The 16,149-nt window shown below is 52.1% G+C and carries 14 protein-coding genes; 13 read left to right on the top strand and 1 reads right to left on the bottom strand.

The annotated features are described in order from the left end of the window. Nucleotides 1-888 precede the first annotated feature (888 nt). The 6 genes from QZQ29_RS05560 (at nucleotide 889) to QZQ29_RS05585 (ending at nucleotide 5,985) form a co-directional block, all read left to right on the top strand. Nucleotides 889-2,187: an SLC13 family permease gene (locus QZQ29_RS05560; protein ID WP_296960860.1), complete on the top strand. Its 1,299-nt coding sequence runs from the start codon at nucleotides 889-891 to the stop codon at nucleotides 2,185-2,187. A gap of 94 nt (nucleotides 2,188-2,281) precedes the next feature. Next, entirely contained in the window at nucleotides 2,282-2,410 is a 129-nt protein-coding gene (locus QZQ29_RS05565) for an OadG family protein (protein WP_296960863.1), read from the top strand. A gap of 20 nt (nucleotides 2,411-2,430) precedes the next feature. Next, on the top strand, nucleotides 2,431-3,555 hold the full coding sequence (locus QZQ29_RS05570) for a sodium ion-translocating decarboxylase subunit beta (protein WP_296960865.1): 1,125 nt from the start codon (nucleotides 2,431-2,433) through the stop codon (nucleotides 3,553-3,555). Nucleotides 3,556-4,170: 615 nt separating this feature from the next. Next, a complete protein-coding gene (locus QZQ29_RS05575) occupies nucleotides 4,171-4,482 on the top strand; it encodes a phospho-N-acetylmuramoyl-pentapeptide-transferase (protein ID WP_296960868.1) in 312 nt (103 codons plus the stop codon). A 209-nt stretch (nucleotides 4,483-4,691) separates the two neighbouring features. After that, nucleotides 4,692-5,843 (top strand): sodium ion-translocating decarboxylase subunit beta, encoded by a 1,152-nt coding sequence (locus tag QZQ29_RS05580; RefSeq protein WP_296960870.1) that lies wholly within the window; start codon nucleotides 4,692-4,694, stop codon nucleotides 5,841-5,843. A 19-nt stretch (nucleotides 5,844-5,862) separates the two neighbouring features. Then, nucleotides 5,863-5,985, top strand: a complete 123-nt coding sequence (locus tag QZQ29_RS05585) for a hypothetical protein (protein ID WP_296960872.1) — start codon at nucleotides 5,863-5,865, stop codon at nucleotides 5,983-5,985. Between the two features lie 256 nt (nucleotides 5,986-6,241). Here QZQ29_RS05585 and QZQ29_RS05590 read toward each other — a convergent pair whose 3' ends face one another. Continuing rightward, the gene (locus QZQ29_RS05590; protein ID WP_296960874.1) at nucleotides 6,242-7,615 is read right to left on the bottom strand and encodes an aminopeptidase; all 1,374 of its coding nucleotides are present in this window, start codon (nucleotides 7,613-7,615) and stop codon (nucleotides 6,242-6,244) included. A 763-nt stretch (nucleotides 7,616-8,378) separates the two neighbouring features. On the opposite strand from QZQ29_RS05590, the gene QZQ29_RS05595 reads away from it, so the two are divergent. From QZQ29_RS05595 to QZQ29_RS05625, 7 genes are all read left to right on the top strand, one after another. Beyond that, nucleotides 8,379-10,376, top strand: a complete 1,998-nt coding sequence (locus QZQ29_RS05595; RefSeq protein ID WP_296960877.1) for a TRAP transporter permease — start codon at nucleotides 8,379-8,381, stop codon at nucleotides 10,374-10,376. Nucleotides 10,377-10,457: 81 nt separating this feature from the next. Then, complete coding sequence (locus QZQ29_RS05600; protein WP_296960881.1) at nucleotides 10,458-11,459, top strand: TAXI family TRAP transporter solute-binding subunit; 1,002 nt, start codon at nucleotides 10,458-10,460, stop codon at nucleotides 11,457-11,459. Between the two features lie 533 nt (nucleotides 11,460-11,992). Beyond that, entirely contained in the window at nucleotides 11,993-12,436 is a 444-nt protein-coding gene (locus QZQ29_RS05605) for a cupin domain-containing protein (RefSeq protein WP_296960884.1), read from the top strand. Between the two features lie 58 nt (nucleotides 12,437-12,494). Further along, a complete protein-coding gene (locus tag QZQ29_RS05610; RefSeq protein ID WP_296960886.1) occupies nucleotides 12,495-13,484 on the top strand; it encodes a DUF362 domain-containing protein in 990 nt (329 codons plus the stop codon). Continuing rightward, nucleotides 13,474-14,208, top strand: coding sequence for an HAD family phosphatase (locus QZQ29_RS05615; protein ID WP_296960888.1), 735 nt, complete (start codon nucleotides 13,474-13,476; stop codon nucleotides 14,206-14,208). Before QZQ29_RS05610 ends, QZQ29_RS05615 begins: the two co-directional genes overlap by 11 nt. 237 nt (nucleotides 14,209-14,445) lie before the next feature. Next, nucleotides 14,446-15,015, top strand: a complete 570-nt coding sequence (locus QZQ29_RS05620; RefSeq protein WP_296960890.1) for a manganese efflux pump MntP family protein — start codon at nucleotides 14,446-14,448, stop codon at nucleotides 15,013-15,015. Nucleotides 15,016-15,344: 329 nt separating this feature from the next. Then, nucleotides 15,345-15,995 (top strand): histidine phosphatase family protein, encoded by a 651-nt coding sequence (locus QZQ29_RS05625; protein WP_296960893.1) that lies wholly within the window; start codon nucleotides 15,345-15,347, stop codon nucleotides 15,993-15,995. Nucleotides 15,996-16,149: the final 154 nt, after the last annotated feature.

The raw sequence follows: 16,149 nt of genomic DNA on the forward strand, positions 1-16,149 counted from the left end.
CGTAACGCCTGCCGCGAAGCGGCATATAAAACTCATTGCCCGAAGGGCAATCCACAACCCTTTGAACCTTCTGAACCCTTTGAACCCTCTGAACCTTCCCGCCGATTGGTATTTCTTGCAAATAAGTCACCATCGTCATGTCCCAAGATTCTTCGCTTCGCTCAGAATGACTGTGTCCGGCGTGAAGGCAATCCCGTAGCGCCTGCCGCGAAGCGGCATATAAAACTTATTGCCCGAAGGGCAATCCACAACCCTCTGAACCTTCTGAACCCTCTGAACCCTTTGAACCCGGGCCGCAAAGCGGCCCCCCTTATAACAATCTTCTATAAGTACTTATAGAAAAATAAAATTCTGAAACAAGAAATAGATTTCAAGGACAGAAAATGGAAAATAAATGGGAAATGGGGCTTTCAGTTGCTATTCATAAAAATGAATATTCTGCATAAAAATTCATGACTGAAAAATAGAGTAAATGATTTCTCCGAAAATATGGGATTTTTTGAGGGATTTCCATAGAAGGCAATCGAAAAAAGAGACGATTTGCATAGTTTGCAATATATGTTTATATGCATTGAATACTATATAATTGTAAATACATAGCAATATATATAGTGATATATGCATATTTGATTATGAATTCTCATGCCGTTACAATACAAATGAACGAGAGAGCGTTTCCGTTTCTTGTTTCTTATGTGAGTCTTTCCCGGAGACTGTGAGGAAAGGAGGATAGCCGGTTAACCAGGGATACAGACGGATGATTCAGATTTTCTTTTCGCATTCAGCTATTATTCATGCTTATTTTTGAAGGTCTGTCATCTTCCGTTATCAGCAGTGTCTTTTTTCCTTACGGAAAAGAGATAGATTTCTTTTAAGGAAGGTGAACTTATGGATCCAGCTATTATCACACTATGTGTGCTGGCAGTAGCAGCATTCCTGTTTGTTACCGAATTAATTCCGCTGGCAGTGACTGCCATGGCAGCCTGCACGGCCCTGGGAATTCTGGGCGTTCTTCCGTCCAAGCAGGTGTATGCAGGTCTTTCCAATTCCACCGTCGTTCTTTTTGGCGGTATGTTCGTCATCGGCGCAGCCATGTTCAAAACAGGCCTGGCTGAAGCAGTAGGTCTCTGGGTAGTAAACAAGGCAGGCACCAAGGAAGTACCGCTCATGGGTGCTATCATGATTGTTACCATTGCCCTGTCTGCCGTTTCCTCCAATACCGGCACCGTGGCCTGCCTCATGCCGGTTATCGTCGGTATTGCCAACGCTGCCCACATTCCGGCATCTAAGGAACTGATGCCTCTGGCAGTGGCAGCTAACGTAGGCGGCACCATCACCATGATCGGTACTCCGCCAAACGTTATCGTTACCGGCGCTCTGTCCGCTGCCGGTCTTCCGTCCTTCGGCTTCTTCGAATTTGCTTTAATCGGTGTACCTCTGTCCCTGATTGTCCTGGTGTACATGCTCACCATCGGAAGAAAGACCATTCCGGCCAAGAGCGCAGGCGCTATGGATGCAGCTGCCGTTGAAGCAGCGAAGAAAGAAGCCGGCGCTTCTGATGACAATGCACCGAAGAGCAAGACAAAGATGTGGATTTCCGGCCTCATTCTTCTGGGCGTGGTAGCTGCCATGGCTCTGAACCTGAAGACCGTTCCGCTGCAGACTGCTGCGGTCACCGGTGCCATTCTCTGCGTTATCACCGGCTGCCTGAAAGAAAAGGAAGCCTATGCAGGTATCGACTGGGTTACCATTTTCCTCTTCGCCGGCATGCTTTCCGTAGCCACCGCCATGGATAAGACCGGCGCAGGCAAGCTCATTGCGGACACCGTGGTGAACATGATGGGCGAAAATCCAAACCCCATCGTTCTCTGCGCTGTGCTGTACCTGATTTCCAACGTACTCACCCAGTTCATGTCCAATACCGCGTCTGCAGCACTTCTTGCGCCCATCGGTATTTCCATTGCCCAGTCCATCGGCGCTGATCCGAAACCGGTACTCATGTCCATCGGTATCGCAGCTTCCATGGCCTTTGCAACACCCATGGCTACTCCGCCAAACACCCTGGTCCTCGGACCTGGCGGATTCTCCTTCAATGATTATGTAAAAGTAGGCGTTCCGCTCTGCCTTATTACATTCATTGCAAGCGTACTGATTATTCCGATTTTCTGGCCATTCTTCCCGGGATAATCGCACTTTAATTCTGAGCCGGTTCTGCCGGTTCCGTAGAGGGGGAGAACCCCGGACGTTTTCATGACGTCTCCAAAGAAAGGTGGATTACTACATGGCATCTCCAAGCCCGCTTTCCATTTGCCTCACCAACATGGTTATCGTATTTGCGGTCCTCGTTGTTCTTGCATTCGTCATCCAGCTGATTCATATCGTGGATCCCACGAAGAATAAGAAGAAATAACCATAGAAGGAGGTTACAACATGGAAGGATTTATGAGAGCACTTACCTCCGTATGGACAGACTCCGGCTTTGCCGCTCTGACCTGGGAGAATCTGATTATGATTCTGGTAGGCATTGTCCTGCTTTATCTGGCGATTGCAAAGGAGTACGAACCTCTTCTGCTCATGCCCATCGCCTTCGGCGATATCATGGCCAACTTCCCGAATACCGGTTTCGAAACCGATATGGGCGTTATGATGGCCATCGGATTTGGTATTAAGTATGAAATTTTCCCGCCGCTGATTTTCATGGGCGTCGGTGCCATGACGGACTTCGGTCCCCTCATTGCCAACCCGAAGACCATGCTCCTCGGTGCAGCTGCCCAGATCGGCGTATTCGTAGCACTGGCCGGCGCTATGCTTCTTGGCTTCAATGTGCAGGAAGCCGCTTCCATCGGTATCATCGGTGGCGCTGACGGCCCGACCTCTATTTATCTGACTTCAAAACTGGCTCCTCACCTTCTCGGTGCCGTAGCCGTAGCAGCTTACTCCTACATGTCCCTGGTACCCCTGATTCAGCCTCCTATTATGAAGCTCTTCACCACCAAGGAACAGAGAAAGATCAGAATGACCAACCTTCGTCCGGTCACCCATTTTGAAAAGGTGGCATTCCCGATTGTCGTATCCATCGTAGTATCCCTGCTTCTCCCGCCGGTGGCAGCTCTGATGGGCATGCTCTGCCTGGGCAATCTCTTCGAAGTATCCGGCGTAACTGCCCGTCTGTCTGATACTGCCCAGAACGCACTGTGCAACATCGTTACCATTTTCCTGGCAACCGGCACAGGCCTCACCATGACCGGTGACAAGTTCATCCGCGTACAGACCCTGGAAATCATCTGCCTTGGCCTTGTGGCTTTCGCAGCAGGCACCGCAGGCGGCGTACTTTTTGGCCAGATCATGAGAATTGCATCCGGCAACAAGGTGAACCCCCTCATCGGTTCCGCAGGCGTATCCGCCGTTCCCATGGCAGCCCGCGTATCCCAGGTGGTAGGTCTCCGCGACAACCCGTCCAACTACCTGCTCATGCAGGCTATGGGACCCAACGTTGCAGGCGTTATCGGTACTGCAGTAGCTGCAGGCACCATGCTGGCACAGTTCGGAGGCTGATTTCTTTAAGAAATCCGTCAATAAAAAGCACTCTCGAAAGAGGGTGCTTTTTTATTGGGGCGGCGAGGCCGCCCCGGGTTCGGAGGGTTCAAAAGGTGCAGAGGGTTCAGAGGGGAAGGTGGCGCCGTTAGGCGTTGGCGGATAGGGACGTCAAATTTCGGACCTATCCCCACCGCTTCGCGGAGCCCCCTTCCTGAGGAAGGGGCCTGCCCATAGAGGTATTTTTCTTTTGCTGCAGAACCTATGCAGAATGATGACGGGAAGGGAAGAACGTAATGCCTGCCGCGAAGCGGCATATAAACTCATTACCCGAAGGGTAATCCACAACCCTCTGAACCCTTTGAACCTTCCCGCCGATCGGTATTTATTGGAAATAAGTCACTACCGCCATGTACCAAGATTCTTCGCTTCGCTCAGAATGACTGTGTCCGGCGTGAAGGCAATCCCGTAACGCCTGCCGCGAAGCGGCATATAAAACTCATTGCCCGAAGGGCAATCCACAACCCTTTGAACCTTCTGAACCTTTTGGACCTTTTGAACCTGGGCCGCAAAGCGGCCCTCTTGCATTCTACTGAAAATACTGATATCATTACACTTGATAAGGAGTATTTGACTATGCAATTAATTGATTTATCTGATGTACAGGATTTCAGCGCCGCCCGTTTCCTGCTGTACTGGCTGGTGGCGTCCGTTGTGGCCATTATTGTGGCCTACAGTATCGGACAGGAGAATAAGCTGAAGTGGTTTAGGCAGCGGAAGTCCAATGGCTTTATGGTGCGCCGCGGGGTGTTTGGCAATTTCAGTCTGCTGGGGGTGCCGAATTCGAAGCAGGGCTTTGCCATTACGGCGGGCATCTTTATCGGCTCCGGTATTATTTGGGCACTTCTTGTATTTGTCATTCTGCCTGTTTTCGGGTATAATTTATAGTATAGAAATTACAGTTTCATATTTCGTTTCCTGCGTATGGCACAGGGGTAGGAAATCCATCCTGATAGAAGGACCTGGCATTGAAAAATGTCGGGCCTTTTTTTTAAAAGAATTCATGTACTGCAGGTTATTTTTTTTCATCACAGAAAAAGAAGAAAAGGAAATCGGATGAAAGGGTATTTGTATTTTTATTCATTTAGGAGGTTTCAATGACAGCCTGGGAAAGTATTGCGAAAGAGTTGTTCAGCGGGGTCATAGGCATGGGCGACCCCTCTGTGTGGATGATGTTTCTCATCGGAGGCATCCTCATTTATCTGGGGGTAAAGAAGGATTATGAGCCCATGCTTCTCTTCCCCATGGGGGTGGGCTGTATCCTGGCCAACATTCCCGGCCATTTTGCGGTGATTCCCACAGGAGGAGGAGAGCCTGGTTTCCTGTCTGTGCTCTATGAGGCGGGCATTGCCAATGAGCTTTTCCCGGTGCTGATTTTCATTGCGGTAGGGGCCATGTGTGAGTTTGATCCACTAATCCGGGCGCCCTATGTCATGCTGTTTGCAGCGGCCGCCCATTTTGGCATTTTTGCTGCCGCCCTTCTGGCAGCGCTGGCGGGATTTCCTTTCAACGAAGCGGCGTCCATCGGTATCATTGGCGCTGCCGACGGCCCCACCACCATCTTTGTGGCCCAGAAATTTGCGACGAACCTTTTGGCGCCTCTGACGGTGACGGCTTTCTGCTACATGTCCCTGGTGCCCATTATCCAGCCGCCGATTGTGAAGCTCCTCACCACGAAGAAGGAGCGCATGATCCGCATGCCCTTCAAGGCGGAAAAACCGGTGTCCTGGACGGCCCGTTTCCTCTTTCCCCTGATGGTGGTGCTTATTGCAGGCATTCTGGCGCCTATTTCCGTACCCCTCATCGGTGCCCTCATGTTCGGCAACCTGCTGAAGGTGTCCGGCGTTACGGATTCCCTGTCCAATGCGGCGCAGAATGAGCTGTCCAACCTGGTCACCCTTCTCCTGGGCATTACGGTGGGGGCCACCATGACGGCGGAAAATATCCTCACCATGGACGTTCTCAAAATCCTGGTGCTGGGAGCCTTTGCCTTCGTATTCGATACGGTGGGCGGCGTCCTTTTCGCCAAGCTGGCCAACCTGTTCCTGAAAAAGAAGATTAACCCCATGATTGGGGCCTGCGGCATTTCCGCATTCCCCATGTCGGGGCGCGTCATTGCCAAGATGGCGCTGAAGGAAGACCCGTCCAATTATATTATCCAGCATGCCATGGGGGTCAATGTGGCAGGCCAGGTGGCTTCCGTAGTAGCCGGCGGTCTGGTGCTGGCTTTGATTCCCGTACTGGGTTAAGTGGGACAAGGAGGAAATCATGACAAGTGTAGAATCGTCCATAGCATTAATGGTTATCGCCTATCCCCTTCTTTTCGTGGTGATGGCGGTGTTTGCAGGATTGACATATCTTTTGAACCGGGTGTTTCCGGAAAGAAAATAGTGTGAAAGTGAGACAGTGAGACAGGGGGATAGGTGGACGGCTATCCGCGGGAAGTCATTATCAGACAGAAAAACATCGGATATGCTGTGTTTTCTTCATTCAGGTGGTGTAGAAAAGTGAGACGCAGGGCCTCAGCCTCCTTCCTCAGGAAGGGGGCTGGCGCCGCAGGCACCGGAGGATAGGGGTGTCCATGTTCGGAAAGTTGCCCATGGGAGCAATCAAAAAAACGGCGCAGAAGCGCCGTTTTTTGATTGTTTTATTTACTTTCAAAGAATGCCTTGTAGGCCAGGTAGGTTTCGTAGGCATCGGCCTTGGAGAGGAGGTCGTAGGGGGAGTGCATGGAGAGCATGGCTGTGCCGCAGTCCACTACTTCGGCGCCCCAGTCGGCCATCATGAAGGCGATAGTGCCGCCGCCGCCCTGGTCTACCTTGCCCAGTTCGCCGATCTGCCAGCATACGCCGGCTTCGTTGAAGATGGTGCGGATTTCCTGCAGGAATTCAGCATTCGCATCATTGCTGCCTGCTTTGCCTCTGGCGCCGCCGTACTTGGTGAGGTTGATGCCGTAGCCCATGAAGGAGGCGTTATCCTTTTCCGATACTTCCGGGAACATGGGGTCAAGGCAGGAGTTTACGTCGGCGGAAAGCATTTCACTGTTTTCCATGGTTTCATAGAAATCAAGGATAGAGTCCTGTCCCTGGAGGGAAAGGAGCTTCATCACGAATTTCACGAAGTAAGAGGATTCCATGCCTGTGTTGCCGTAGGAACCGATTTCTTCCTTATCCGTCAGAAGGGCGGCCTGGGTCTTCACGCCGGGGTTGGCATGGAGGATGGCTTCCAGGTTGGCATAGGAGCATACCCGGTCATCCTGGCCGTAGGAAGCGATGAGGGAGCGGTCGAAGCCCACGTCCCGGCTCTTTGTGGCGGGCACCAGTTCCAGTTCGGCGGTGGCGTAGTCTTCTTCTTCAATGCCGTAGTTGTCTTTCAGCCATTTCATGAAGACTTCCTTGGGCTTTGCTTTTCCTTCGGCGTTGGTCCAGGCAATGGCCTGCAGCTGTTCACCGGTAATGCCTTCGGCCAGGGGCTTCTTCATCTGGTCCTGGGCCATGTGGATGAGGAGGTCCGATACGTAGAAAATGGGATCTCCTTCTTTCATGCCCACATTGATTTCCACTTTCTTTCCGTCCCTTGTGTAAATGACGCCGATGAGGGCCAGAGGAATGGTGGGCCACTGGTATTTCTTAATGCCGCCGTAGTAGTGGGTGCGGAAATAGACCACCCCTTCCTGTTCGTGTACCGGATTGGCTTTCAGGTCCAGACGGGGGGAATCGATGTGGGAGCCCACGATTTTAATGCCCTCATGCACCGGTTCCTGGCCAATCACTGCCAGAATGACGGACTTGCCCTTCTGGTTCCAGTAGACCTTGTCGCCGGGTTTCAAAGATTTCATATCATATACCGGCTTGAACCCCTTTTCCTCTGCCTGGCGGATGATTTCAGCCGCCGCCAGCCGTTCCGTGCGGGCGGTGTCAAGGAAAGCCTTGTATTTTTCACCGTAATCCATGACAGCTTCACGCTCTTTTTTGTTCATGCGCTGCCATACGGATTTTGTTCTGCTGTATGTTTCTTTCATTATGAACCTCCTATAGAGAATGATTATCACATTTATTATTATACTACAAATTAGAAGATAGAAGATAGACGATAGAGTTTAGAAAATAGAAGATAGAAGATAGAAGATAGAAGCTGTCGGCTCCCGGCTTTTGGCTGTCCCACTGTCTCACTGTCACACTGTCACACTGGCGGCGCCTTCCCGCTGACCAGTATTTACTGACAGACGGGTCATTATCGGCATGTACCAAGATCCTTCGCTGGCGCTCAGGATGACGGTGGGAGCGGGAAGGGACAGCGCCTGCTGGCAGCGGATAGCGGTAAGCGGACAGCCGATAGCTGTCTCGGCTTCCGGCTGTCAGCTCCCGGCTCCCGGTGGTCGTCTTACCGCCGACTGGTATTTACAGGCAGATGGGTTACTATCGGCATGTACGGAGATCCTTCGCTGCGCTCAGGATGACTGTGGGAGGCGGGAAGGCAATCCCGTAACGCCTGCTGCGGAGCGGCATATATACTCATTGCCAAAGACAATCCACAACCCTCGCAGCCGCAGGCTGCGTCAAACTTTAGAACCCTAAGAACCCTTGGCCCGAAGGGCCGTTCACCTTCCCCCTTGAACCCTCTGAACCCGGGGCCGCCTCGCGGTCCCAATCTCTCTGCCCACTGGCACCGGGCTTCCTTTCGTGATATACTTTCATTAATTACTTTCGGAACAGGGATGCTGCCCGCAGATATTCGGCAGAAGTCCCTGACGGAGGATAGAAGTTTGGGAGGAGTTTTGACAAATGAATCATGAGAAAGCAGATGTCCGCCTGGAAGATGTGGAGGGGACAAAAGCGGATCTGGACAGGAAAGCCCAAAAGATGCTGGAGGACAAGGATGCCGATTCCCGCATGAGGATTTATGAAGGTCCTTTGGGGAAGGCCATCGTGGTCCTTTTATGCCTGTGGACGGCGTTCCAGCTGTATTTCACCACCGTAGGGGCTATCAGCGCCATCAACCTTAGGGCCATTCACTGTATTTTCCTTCTGCTGTTTACGTTTCTTTTATTTCCTACCTATAAGAAGGAGAAGCGGAGAAGGAAGCTGCCGCCGCTGTGGGACTGGTTCTTTATCCTGGGGTCCGTGGGTTCTTTCCTTTACCTGATTTTCAACTATACCCGCATTGCCCAGACCGGCGGCCGGATTAACAATCTGGAAATCGGAATCGCCTTTGTGGCTATTATCTGTGTCTTTGAAGCGGCAAGGCGTGCTTCGGGAAATCTGGCCATTCTGGCGGCCCTTTTTCTGGCGTACAACTGGTTCGGCGCCTACCTGCCGGGGTATCTGGGACATAACGGTTTTACCCTGAAGCGTGTGCTTATTACCCAGTTCTGGGGCACCCAGGGCCTTCTGGGCACGGGTATCGGCGTATCGGCTACCTATATTTTCCTGTTTGTAGTCTTCGGCGCCTTTTTGAAATACAGCGGATTTTCCCATTTCATCAATGATTTTTCCCTCACCCTGGTGGGCCGTACATCCGGCGGCCCTGCCAAGGTGGCGGTGATTGCATCGGGGCTTATGGGTATGATTAACGGCTCCGCCATTGCCAACGTGGCCACCACCGGCACCATTACCATTCCCCTCATGAAGCGTACCGGCTACAAGAAGGAATTTGCCGGCGCCGTGGAAGCGGTGGCTTCCACCGGCGGCCAGTTCACGCCGCCCATTATGGGGGCTGTGGGCTTCGTGATGGCGGAATTCCTGAATCTGTCTTATACCTATGTGGCACTGGCTTCTGTGACGCCGGCGCTCCTGTACTATATCGGCCTGCTTTTTGCCGTTCATTTTGAAGCAAAAAGGCTGGGTCTTTCGGGCATTGCCAAGGAAAATATTCCGGATGCCATGAAGGTCATTAAAGAGCAGGGCCACCTGGTACTGCCGCTTATCAGCCTCATCGGACTCATGTTTGCAGGTTTTACGCCGCTTTATGCAGCGGTGATTTCCATTTTCGTTACCATCGGAGCCAGCTGGCTTCGGAAGGATACCCGCATGACGCCGGATAAAATCCTGGCAGCCGTGGTGGAAGGCTCCAAGAGTGCCATTTCCGTAGGGGTGTGCTGCGTCATCATCGGCGTTATCATCGGTACCGTCACCTTGACATCCCTGGGGCTCAACATGGGTTACCTCATCCTTTCCGTAGTGAACGGAGGAAGCATTTACCTGGCAGGCTTCCTGGTGATGATCATGTCTGCCATTCTGGGCATGGGCGTTCCCGGTGTGGCGGCATACGTTATCGTGCAGGCCGTGGCGGTGCCGGTGCTTATCAAAGCAGGGGCCCTTCCCCTCATTGCCCACCTGTTCTGTCTGATTTATGCGTGCCTCTCCAATATCACCCCGCCGGTGGCCATGTCTGCCTATGTGGCTTCGGGTATTGCGGATTCGGACCAGACCAAGACAGGCCTCTGGGCGGTGCGTCTGGGGCTTATCGGATTCATTATTCCCTTCTTTTTCTTAGGCAATCCGGTGCTCCTCATCGGCGTGTCCAAAACGGCCACCCTCTTTGATACGGGATGGGCTGTCTTTACTGCCATGGTGGGCACCTTCGCCCTGGTGGCAGGGCTGGAGGGATGGATTCTCCGCCGCTGCAGCATGGTGGAAAGAATCGTCCTCATCGCATCCTCACCATTCCTGCTTCTTCCCGGCGTCCTCACCGATGCGGCCGGTGCAGCAGGCATTGCGGCGGTATGCATTTACCAGTGGATGAAGAGGAATAAGGAAAAGAAAGAAATCGAAGCAGCATAGAAATCACAGCCCCCTCTATCCTCCATGGATAGGCCCGGGTTGTATTTATAAAAGTAGAATTGCAGTAAGGGAGGAAACGTTATGAAAAACTGGAAGAAAGTACTGGCAGTATCCATGGCAGCCATGGTGATGGCAGGAGCCTTTGCGGGCTGCGGTGATGACAAGAAGGCAGGCGGCGCCAAACCGGCAGCAGGGCAGACGCTGAAAATTAATTTCCCCACCGCCGGAGCCTCCGGTGCCCTCTATGCCGTAGGGGCCGCCATTACCAACATGTGGAGCAATAATGTACCCGGCGTTCAGGCAGCCAGCCAGGCTTCCGCCGGCGGCATTGAAAACCTGAATATGGTTTCCGACGGGGAAGCCCAGGTATCCATCGCCATTGCCAGCAACGTATACCAGTGTTACAAAGGACTGGACACATTCAAGGACCATGCCTATCCGGACCTGAAGGTCATCGGCGGTCTGTACCTCAACCCGAACCAGGTGGTGGCCAGTGCCAATTCCGGTATTGAAAATATCCAGGACATCAAGGGCAAGCACTTTGCGGTCGCTTCCGCCGGTTCTTCCGTGTATAACGAAGCGGAAGCCCATCTTACCACGGCAGGCATGAAATTCCCCGATGACATTAAAGCCGAATACATTACCTTCGGCGATGCGGCTGATATGATTCAGAACGGCTCCATCGACGGTGCCTGGATCATGTCCGGTGCTCCCGCTTCCGCTGTCACCCAGGCCCTCACCAGCGGTGCCCATCTGGTGCCCATTGACGATAATCTGATGAAGGAACTGAAGGCCAAGTATCCCTGGTACACCAGCTACACCATCAAGGCAGGCACCTATCCCAACCAGGACAAGGACGTACAGACCTCTGCCATCAAGATGGTCATGTTCTGCCGCGGCGACCTGCCGGAAGACGTGGTATACCAGCTCACCAAGACCCTTTGGGAACATATGGATGAAATGGGCCAGTCCCAGAAGAACCTCAAAGGACTGACACCGGAAAATGCGGTAAAAGACATTGCCGGCGTACCCCTCCATCCGGGCGCTGAAAAGTACTACAAAGAAATCGGCGTGCTGAAATAGTTGGCAGCCCAAAAACGCTTCCCCTTCGGGAGGCGTTTTTTGATTGTGACGGGAAGTTTCCTACTGCGGGGATTCGCTGCAGCGTCGTACCGTTCAGGAAACCATTCGCAAGCAGTTTCCTGTCGGTATAAAATGCAGTGGTGCCAAGACTGACAGGAAACTTTTAGCAAATAGTTTCCTGTCAGTATGACACGCATTGGCGCCACGTCAGATAGGAAACTTTTCGCAAACAGTTTCCTACCGCTGTGAAGCGCAGCGGTGTCACGCCGGACAGGAAACCTTTAGCAAATAGTTTTCTGTCAGTATGACACGCATTGGTGCCACGTCGGATAGGAAACTTTTCGCGAACCGTTTCCTGCCGCTGTGAAACGCAGCGGCGCCATGTCGAATAGGAAACTTATCATTGAAATAGTGCGCGGCTCACCCATCCCCCCCTTGACTAAAGTCCACTTTAACTTTCTATAATGAGTAAGATGAAACCTTTTCCTATTCCTTCCGGGCTATGATACAATAAGCAGAGAACAGGAGGACATATGATACATCGCTTTCATCAGGACAAAAACAGGTGGGACGGCGTGGAGCCCCATATTTACAAAGAAAATCCCGGCGTATTCCGGGACGTGACCAAGCAGGTTCTTTTTGATAACGAAAATGACCTTCCGGTGCAGTTCCGCTATTTCCAGGTAGAAAAGGGAGGCTTTTCTTCCTTTGAACATCATGAGCATATGCATGCGGTCATGATTTTCAAGGGGAAGGGTCATGCCCTTTTGGGAAATCAGGTGGTGGAGGTCCATGAAGGGGATTTCATCACCATTGCTCCCTGGGAGTGGCACCAGTTCAAGGCGGACATGGGAGACATTCTGGGTTTCCTCTGCCTTGTGAACCATGACAGGGATATCCCCGTGTATCCCACGGAAGAAGATATTCAGGAAATCAGGAAGAATTCGGAGGCGGCACGCTTTCTGGACGAGAAATGAGAAGTAGAAAAGCCTGCCGCAGTGCAGGTTTTTCTTTATGTATGTGGAGGAAAAAGAAATGAAAAAGACAGCAGGCATTGACGGAGACCATTATATTCCCTATGAAGAAAGAAAGGGAAATGAGTCCATTGTGTATTTCACCCGTGACTTATCGGCGGAGGGGCTCATTCGCATGTATGAGAAAATCAATGAAAATCTTACCGGGAAAATTGCGGTGAAACTTCATACGGGAGAGCAGCACGGCCCCAATATCATTCCACGTCCCTGGGTGAAGGCGCTTATGGAAAAGGATATTCCCCAGGGCACCATCGTAGAAACCAATACCTACTACGACGGTGACCGCTATACCACCGAAAAGCACCGGAAAACTCTGGAAGTAAACGGCTGGACCTTTGCGCCGGTGGATATTATGGATGAGGAAGGCACCACCATGCTTCCTGTGAAGGGAGGCAGATGGTTCACCGAAATGTCCGTAGGCAGCCATGAGACCAATTACGATTCCATGCTGGTGCTTACCCATTTCAAGGGCCACGTGCAGGGCGGTTTTGGCGGTTCCAATAAGAATATCGGTATCGGCTGCGCCGACGGCCGTATCGGCAAGGCCATGATTCACACCTATCCGGGCAAAGACCAGTGGTCCATTGCCAAGGAGGAATTCATGGAAAGAATCACCGAATCCTCCAAGGCCACGGTGGATTATTTCGGGAAGCATATCGCCTTCATCAACGTCATGCGGAATATGTCCGTGTCCTGCGACTGCGAGGGCGTGAATGCCATGCCTGTGGTGACGCCGAACGTGGGCATCCTGGCGTCCCTTGATATCCTCTCCATCGACCAGGCTTCCGTGGACATGGTGTACGCCATGAAGGAAGAGGACCATCACGACCTGGTGGAACGGATGGAGTCCCGCCACGGCCTTCGCCAGCTGACTTACATGAAGGAAATGGGTATGGGCAATGACCGCTATGTGCTCATCGATGTGGACCACGGCGATAAGCGGATTGACGCGAAAGAAGCGGTGGCAGAGGTGAAGCCCTTTGGGAAATAAATCCTTCCTTGAAAGAAATACCATCATTTTTGATATGGACGGCACCCTCATCGATTCCATCGGCATATGGAACCAGGTGGACTGTGCCCTCATGGCAGCCATGGGCGGGCCGACGGAAGAAGAAATGGCGGTGGGAAGAAGGCGGGATGATTTCCTCGCAGCCCATGGGGACGATGATAATCCTTACCTTTCTTACTGTCTCTTTTTGGCCCGTTACTGCGGCTGCAGCTGGAGTGGGGAAGAAGTATTCCGGAAACGCTATGAGATTTCCCGGAATTTCCTCATCCATCAGGTGGACTACAAGAAGGGAGCGCCGGAGGTGATTCAAAAGCTCAAAAGTCTGGGAAAGACCCTGGTCATTGCCACCACCACTAAAAGGGCGAACATGGATATTTACCGCAGCCTGAATGAAAACATCAGGGCAAAAGCGCCGCTGGATGCCTGTTTCACCGCCATCTACACCAGGGAGGACGTGTCTTCCATCAAGCCGTCGCCGGAGGTTCATGAAAAACTGATGGCGGATTTGGGAAAGACAAAGGAGGACTGCTTCATTTTTGAGGATTCCCTGGCGGGAATGCAGGCGGCCAAAGCAGCGGGCATTCCGGCAGGCGCCATTTACGACAGGTATTCCGAAAAGGACAGGGAAACCATCCGGCAGCTTTCCGCTGCCTGGTATGACGGCTGGAATGAAGTAATGGAAGAAATAGAAAAGCAGTCTAATTGAGAATAGATTTCGATTAAAGGAATCCGTATTTACCGCCTGTTTCCTTTGACAAGAAGGAAGGAAAATGGTATGATTCTCAATAAGTGAGGGAGTAGCAGCCACCCTGTGGAGTAAGTCAACATACTGGCATCTGCCTGGCTTTCCTTGAAATTGCGAGACTCACGTGCATGGTTTTTACCTGCACGGAGTCTCTTTTTTGTTGGCTTCGTGAGGGCATTCTTATCAGGAAGTGGGATTATGGATTTTTTATTTCTTTTCAACAGCGTGCTTCTAGGGGCGGGACTGGCCATGGATGCCTTTTCCGTGTCTTTGGCCAACGGGATTCACGAGCCCTTCATGAAAAAGAAGAAGATGGCCGTCATTGCAGGGACCTTCGGCTTTTTCCAGTTCCTCATGCCCCTTCTGGGATGGATATGCGTCCACTGGGTGGTGGATATTTTCCAAAGCGTGCTGCTCTATATCCCCTGGATTGCACTCATCCTTCTCTTCACCCTGGGTCTCATGATGATTAAGGATGGCTTTTCCGGGGAGGAGGAAGAGGTGTGCCCGGAAACGAGCTTCAAATGCCTTCTCGTGCAGGGGCTGGCGACCTCCATGGACGCCCTGTCCGTGGGCTTCACCATTGCGTCCTATGGATGGAAGGAAGCAGCGGTTTCGTCCTTTATCATCGGCGTGGTAACTTTCCTTATCTGCCTTTCCGGCATCGTCCTGGGCCGCCGCTTCGGCATGAAGCTGGCGGACAAGGCCACCATCGTAGGCGGTTTCATCCTCATGGGCATCGGACTGGAAATCTTCCTGACCGCGTGAGGGGGCTGCGTCAATGGCGGCGTAACATGATATTCCCGAAAACAAGTGGGTTCAAAGGGTTCAGGGCACCACTGGGCCTAACGGCCCTTGGTGCCCCGGGTCCGGCCCGGGAACGGCTCCGCCTTCCGGGCTGGTTCAGAGGAAGTTATATAATTATTGCTGCGCTGGTGATGTGGGCGCCCTGTAGGCGCCATTTTATAATGCGCCCGCAGGGCGCCACCACAACCCTCTGAACCCTCTGAACCCTCTGAACCCTCTGAACCCTCTGAACCTTTTGAACCTTTACCCCTGGCCCATCCGTGGTATGATAGAACCAAAGGAGGCAGGCTATGACTACGGTATACATGGTACGGCATGGAGAGACGGACTGGAATAGGGCCCACCGCATGCAGGGGTGGAGTGATATTCCTTTGAATGAAAAGGGCAGGGAGCATGCGGCCTTTGCGGCAAAGGCGCTGGCTTTGGTTCCGCTGGATGTGATTTATACCAGCCCGCTTAAAAGGGCGGAGAAGACGGCGGAAATTATCCGGGGTGAAAGGAATATTCCCCTTTTGGCAGAAAAGGGTTTCATTGAAATCAATTTGGGGAAATGGGACGGCCATACGCCGGAGGAAATGGATGCGCTCTATCCCGGGCAGTATGACATCTGGCGGAGCACGCCGGGGGATGTGCATATTGACGGCGGGGAGACCTTTGCCAAAGTGCAGGAGCGGGCATGGAAGGCCTTCCTTTCCATGGTGGATAAAGAAAAAGGAAAGCATATCCTGCTGGTGTCCCACATGGGCTGCCTCAGTACCATCCTTTTCAAAATTGCCGGCTATCCATTGAATGATTTGTGGAAACATCCCATTGGAAACTGCGCTTTGTGCAGGGTGGATATAGAAGCGGATGGCACCATGCACATCGAAGAATGGGGACGGGATGACTATATTCCCCATGAGCTGAAAATGAAGGTGCCCTTCGGCAGGGTGAAAAAATGATTCCGGCAGAAGGGGCTGTGAAAAAATGTTCAATTCATTTCTTCACAGCCCCTTTTCCGCTTCGGTTATAGATTCAGAAAATTGCCAAAAATAACAGTAAGCTGTTCTCCGCATTGTCATCTCGAGCGGAGCTGCATGTCGATATGAGAGCAAA

This window comes from uncultured Dialister sp. (genome assembly GCF_900538805.1).
Classification (GTDB): domain Bacteria; phylum Bacillota; class Negativicutes; order Veillonellales; family Dialisteraceae; genus Dialister.

Coding starts and splice junctions, on each gene's coding strand:
- QZQ29_RS05600 (WP_296960881.1), top strand. CDS start 10,458: ATGAAAAACTGGAAGAAAGTACTGGCAGTATCCATGGCAGCCATGGTG.
- QZQ29_RS05620 (WP_296960890.1), top strand. CDS start 14,446: ATGGATTTTTTATTTCTTTTCAACAGCGTGCTTCTAGGGGCGGGACTG.
- QZQ29_RS05610 (WP_296960886.1), top strand. CDS start 12,495: ATGAAAAAGACAGCAGGCATTGACGGAGACCATTATATTCCCTATGAA.
- QZQ29_RS05570 (WP_296960865.1), top strand. CDS start 2,431: ATGGAAGGATTTATGAGAGCACTTACCTCCGTATGGACAGACTCCGGC.
- QZQ29_RS05605 (WP_296960884.1), top strand. CDS start 11,993: ATGATACATCGCTTTCATCAGGACAAAAACAGGTGGGACGGCGTGGAG.
- QZQ29_RS05580 (WP_296960870.1), top strand. CDS start 4,692: ATGACAGCCTGGGAAAGTATTGCGAAAGAGTTGTTCAGCGGGGTCATA.
- QZQ29_RS05595 (WP_296960877.1), top strand. CDS start 8,379: ATGAATCATGAGAAAGCAGATGTCCGCCTGGAAGATGTGGAGGGGACA.
- QZQ29_RS05590 (WP_296960874.1), bottom strand. CDS start 7,615: ATGAAAGAAACATACAGCAGAACAAAATCCGTATGGCAGCGCATGAAC.
- QZQ29_RS05575 (WP_296960868.1), top strand. CDS start 4,171: ATGCAATTAATTGATTTATCTGATGTACAGGATTTCAGCGCCGCCCGT.
- QZQ29_RS05565 (WP_296960863.1), top strand. CDS start 2,282: ATGGCATCTCCAAGCCCGCTTTCCATTTGCCTCACCAACATGGTTATC.
- QZQ29_RS05585 (WP_296960872.1), top strand. CDS start 5,863: ATGACAAGTGTAGAATCGTCCATAGCATTAATGGTTATCGCCTATCCC.
- QZQ29_RS05560 (WP_296960860.1), top strand. CDS start 889: ATGGATCCAGCTATTATCACACTATGTGTGCTGGCAGTAGCAGCATTC.
- QZQ29_RS05625 (WP_296960893.1), top strand. CDS start 15,345: ATGACTACGGTATACATGGTACGGCATGGAGAGACGGACTGGAATAGG.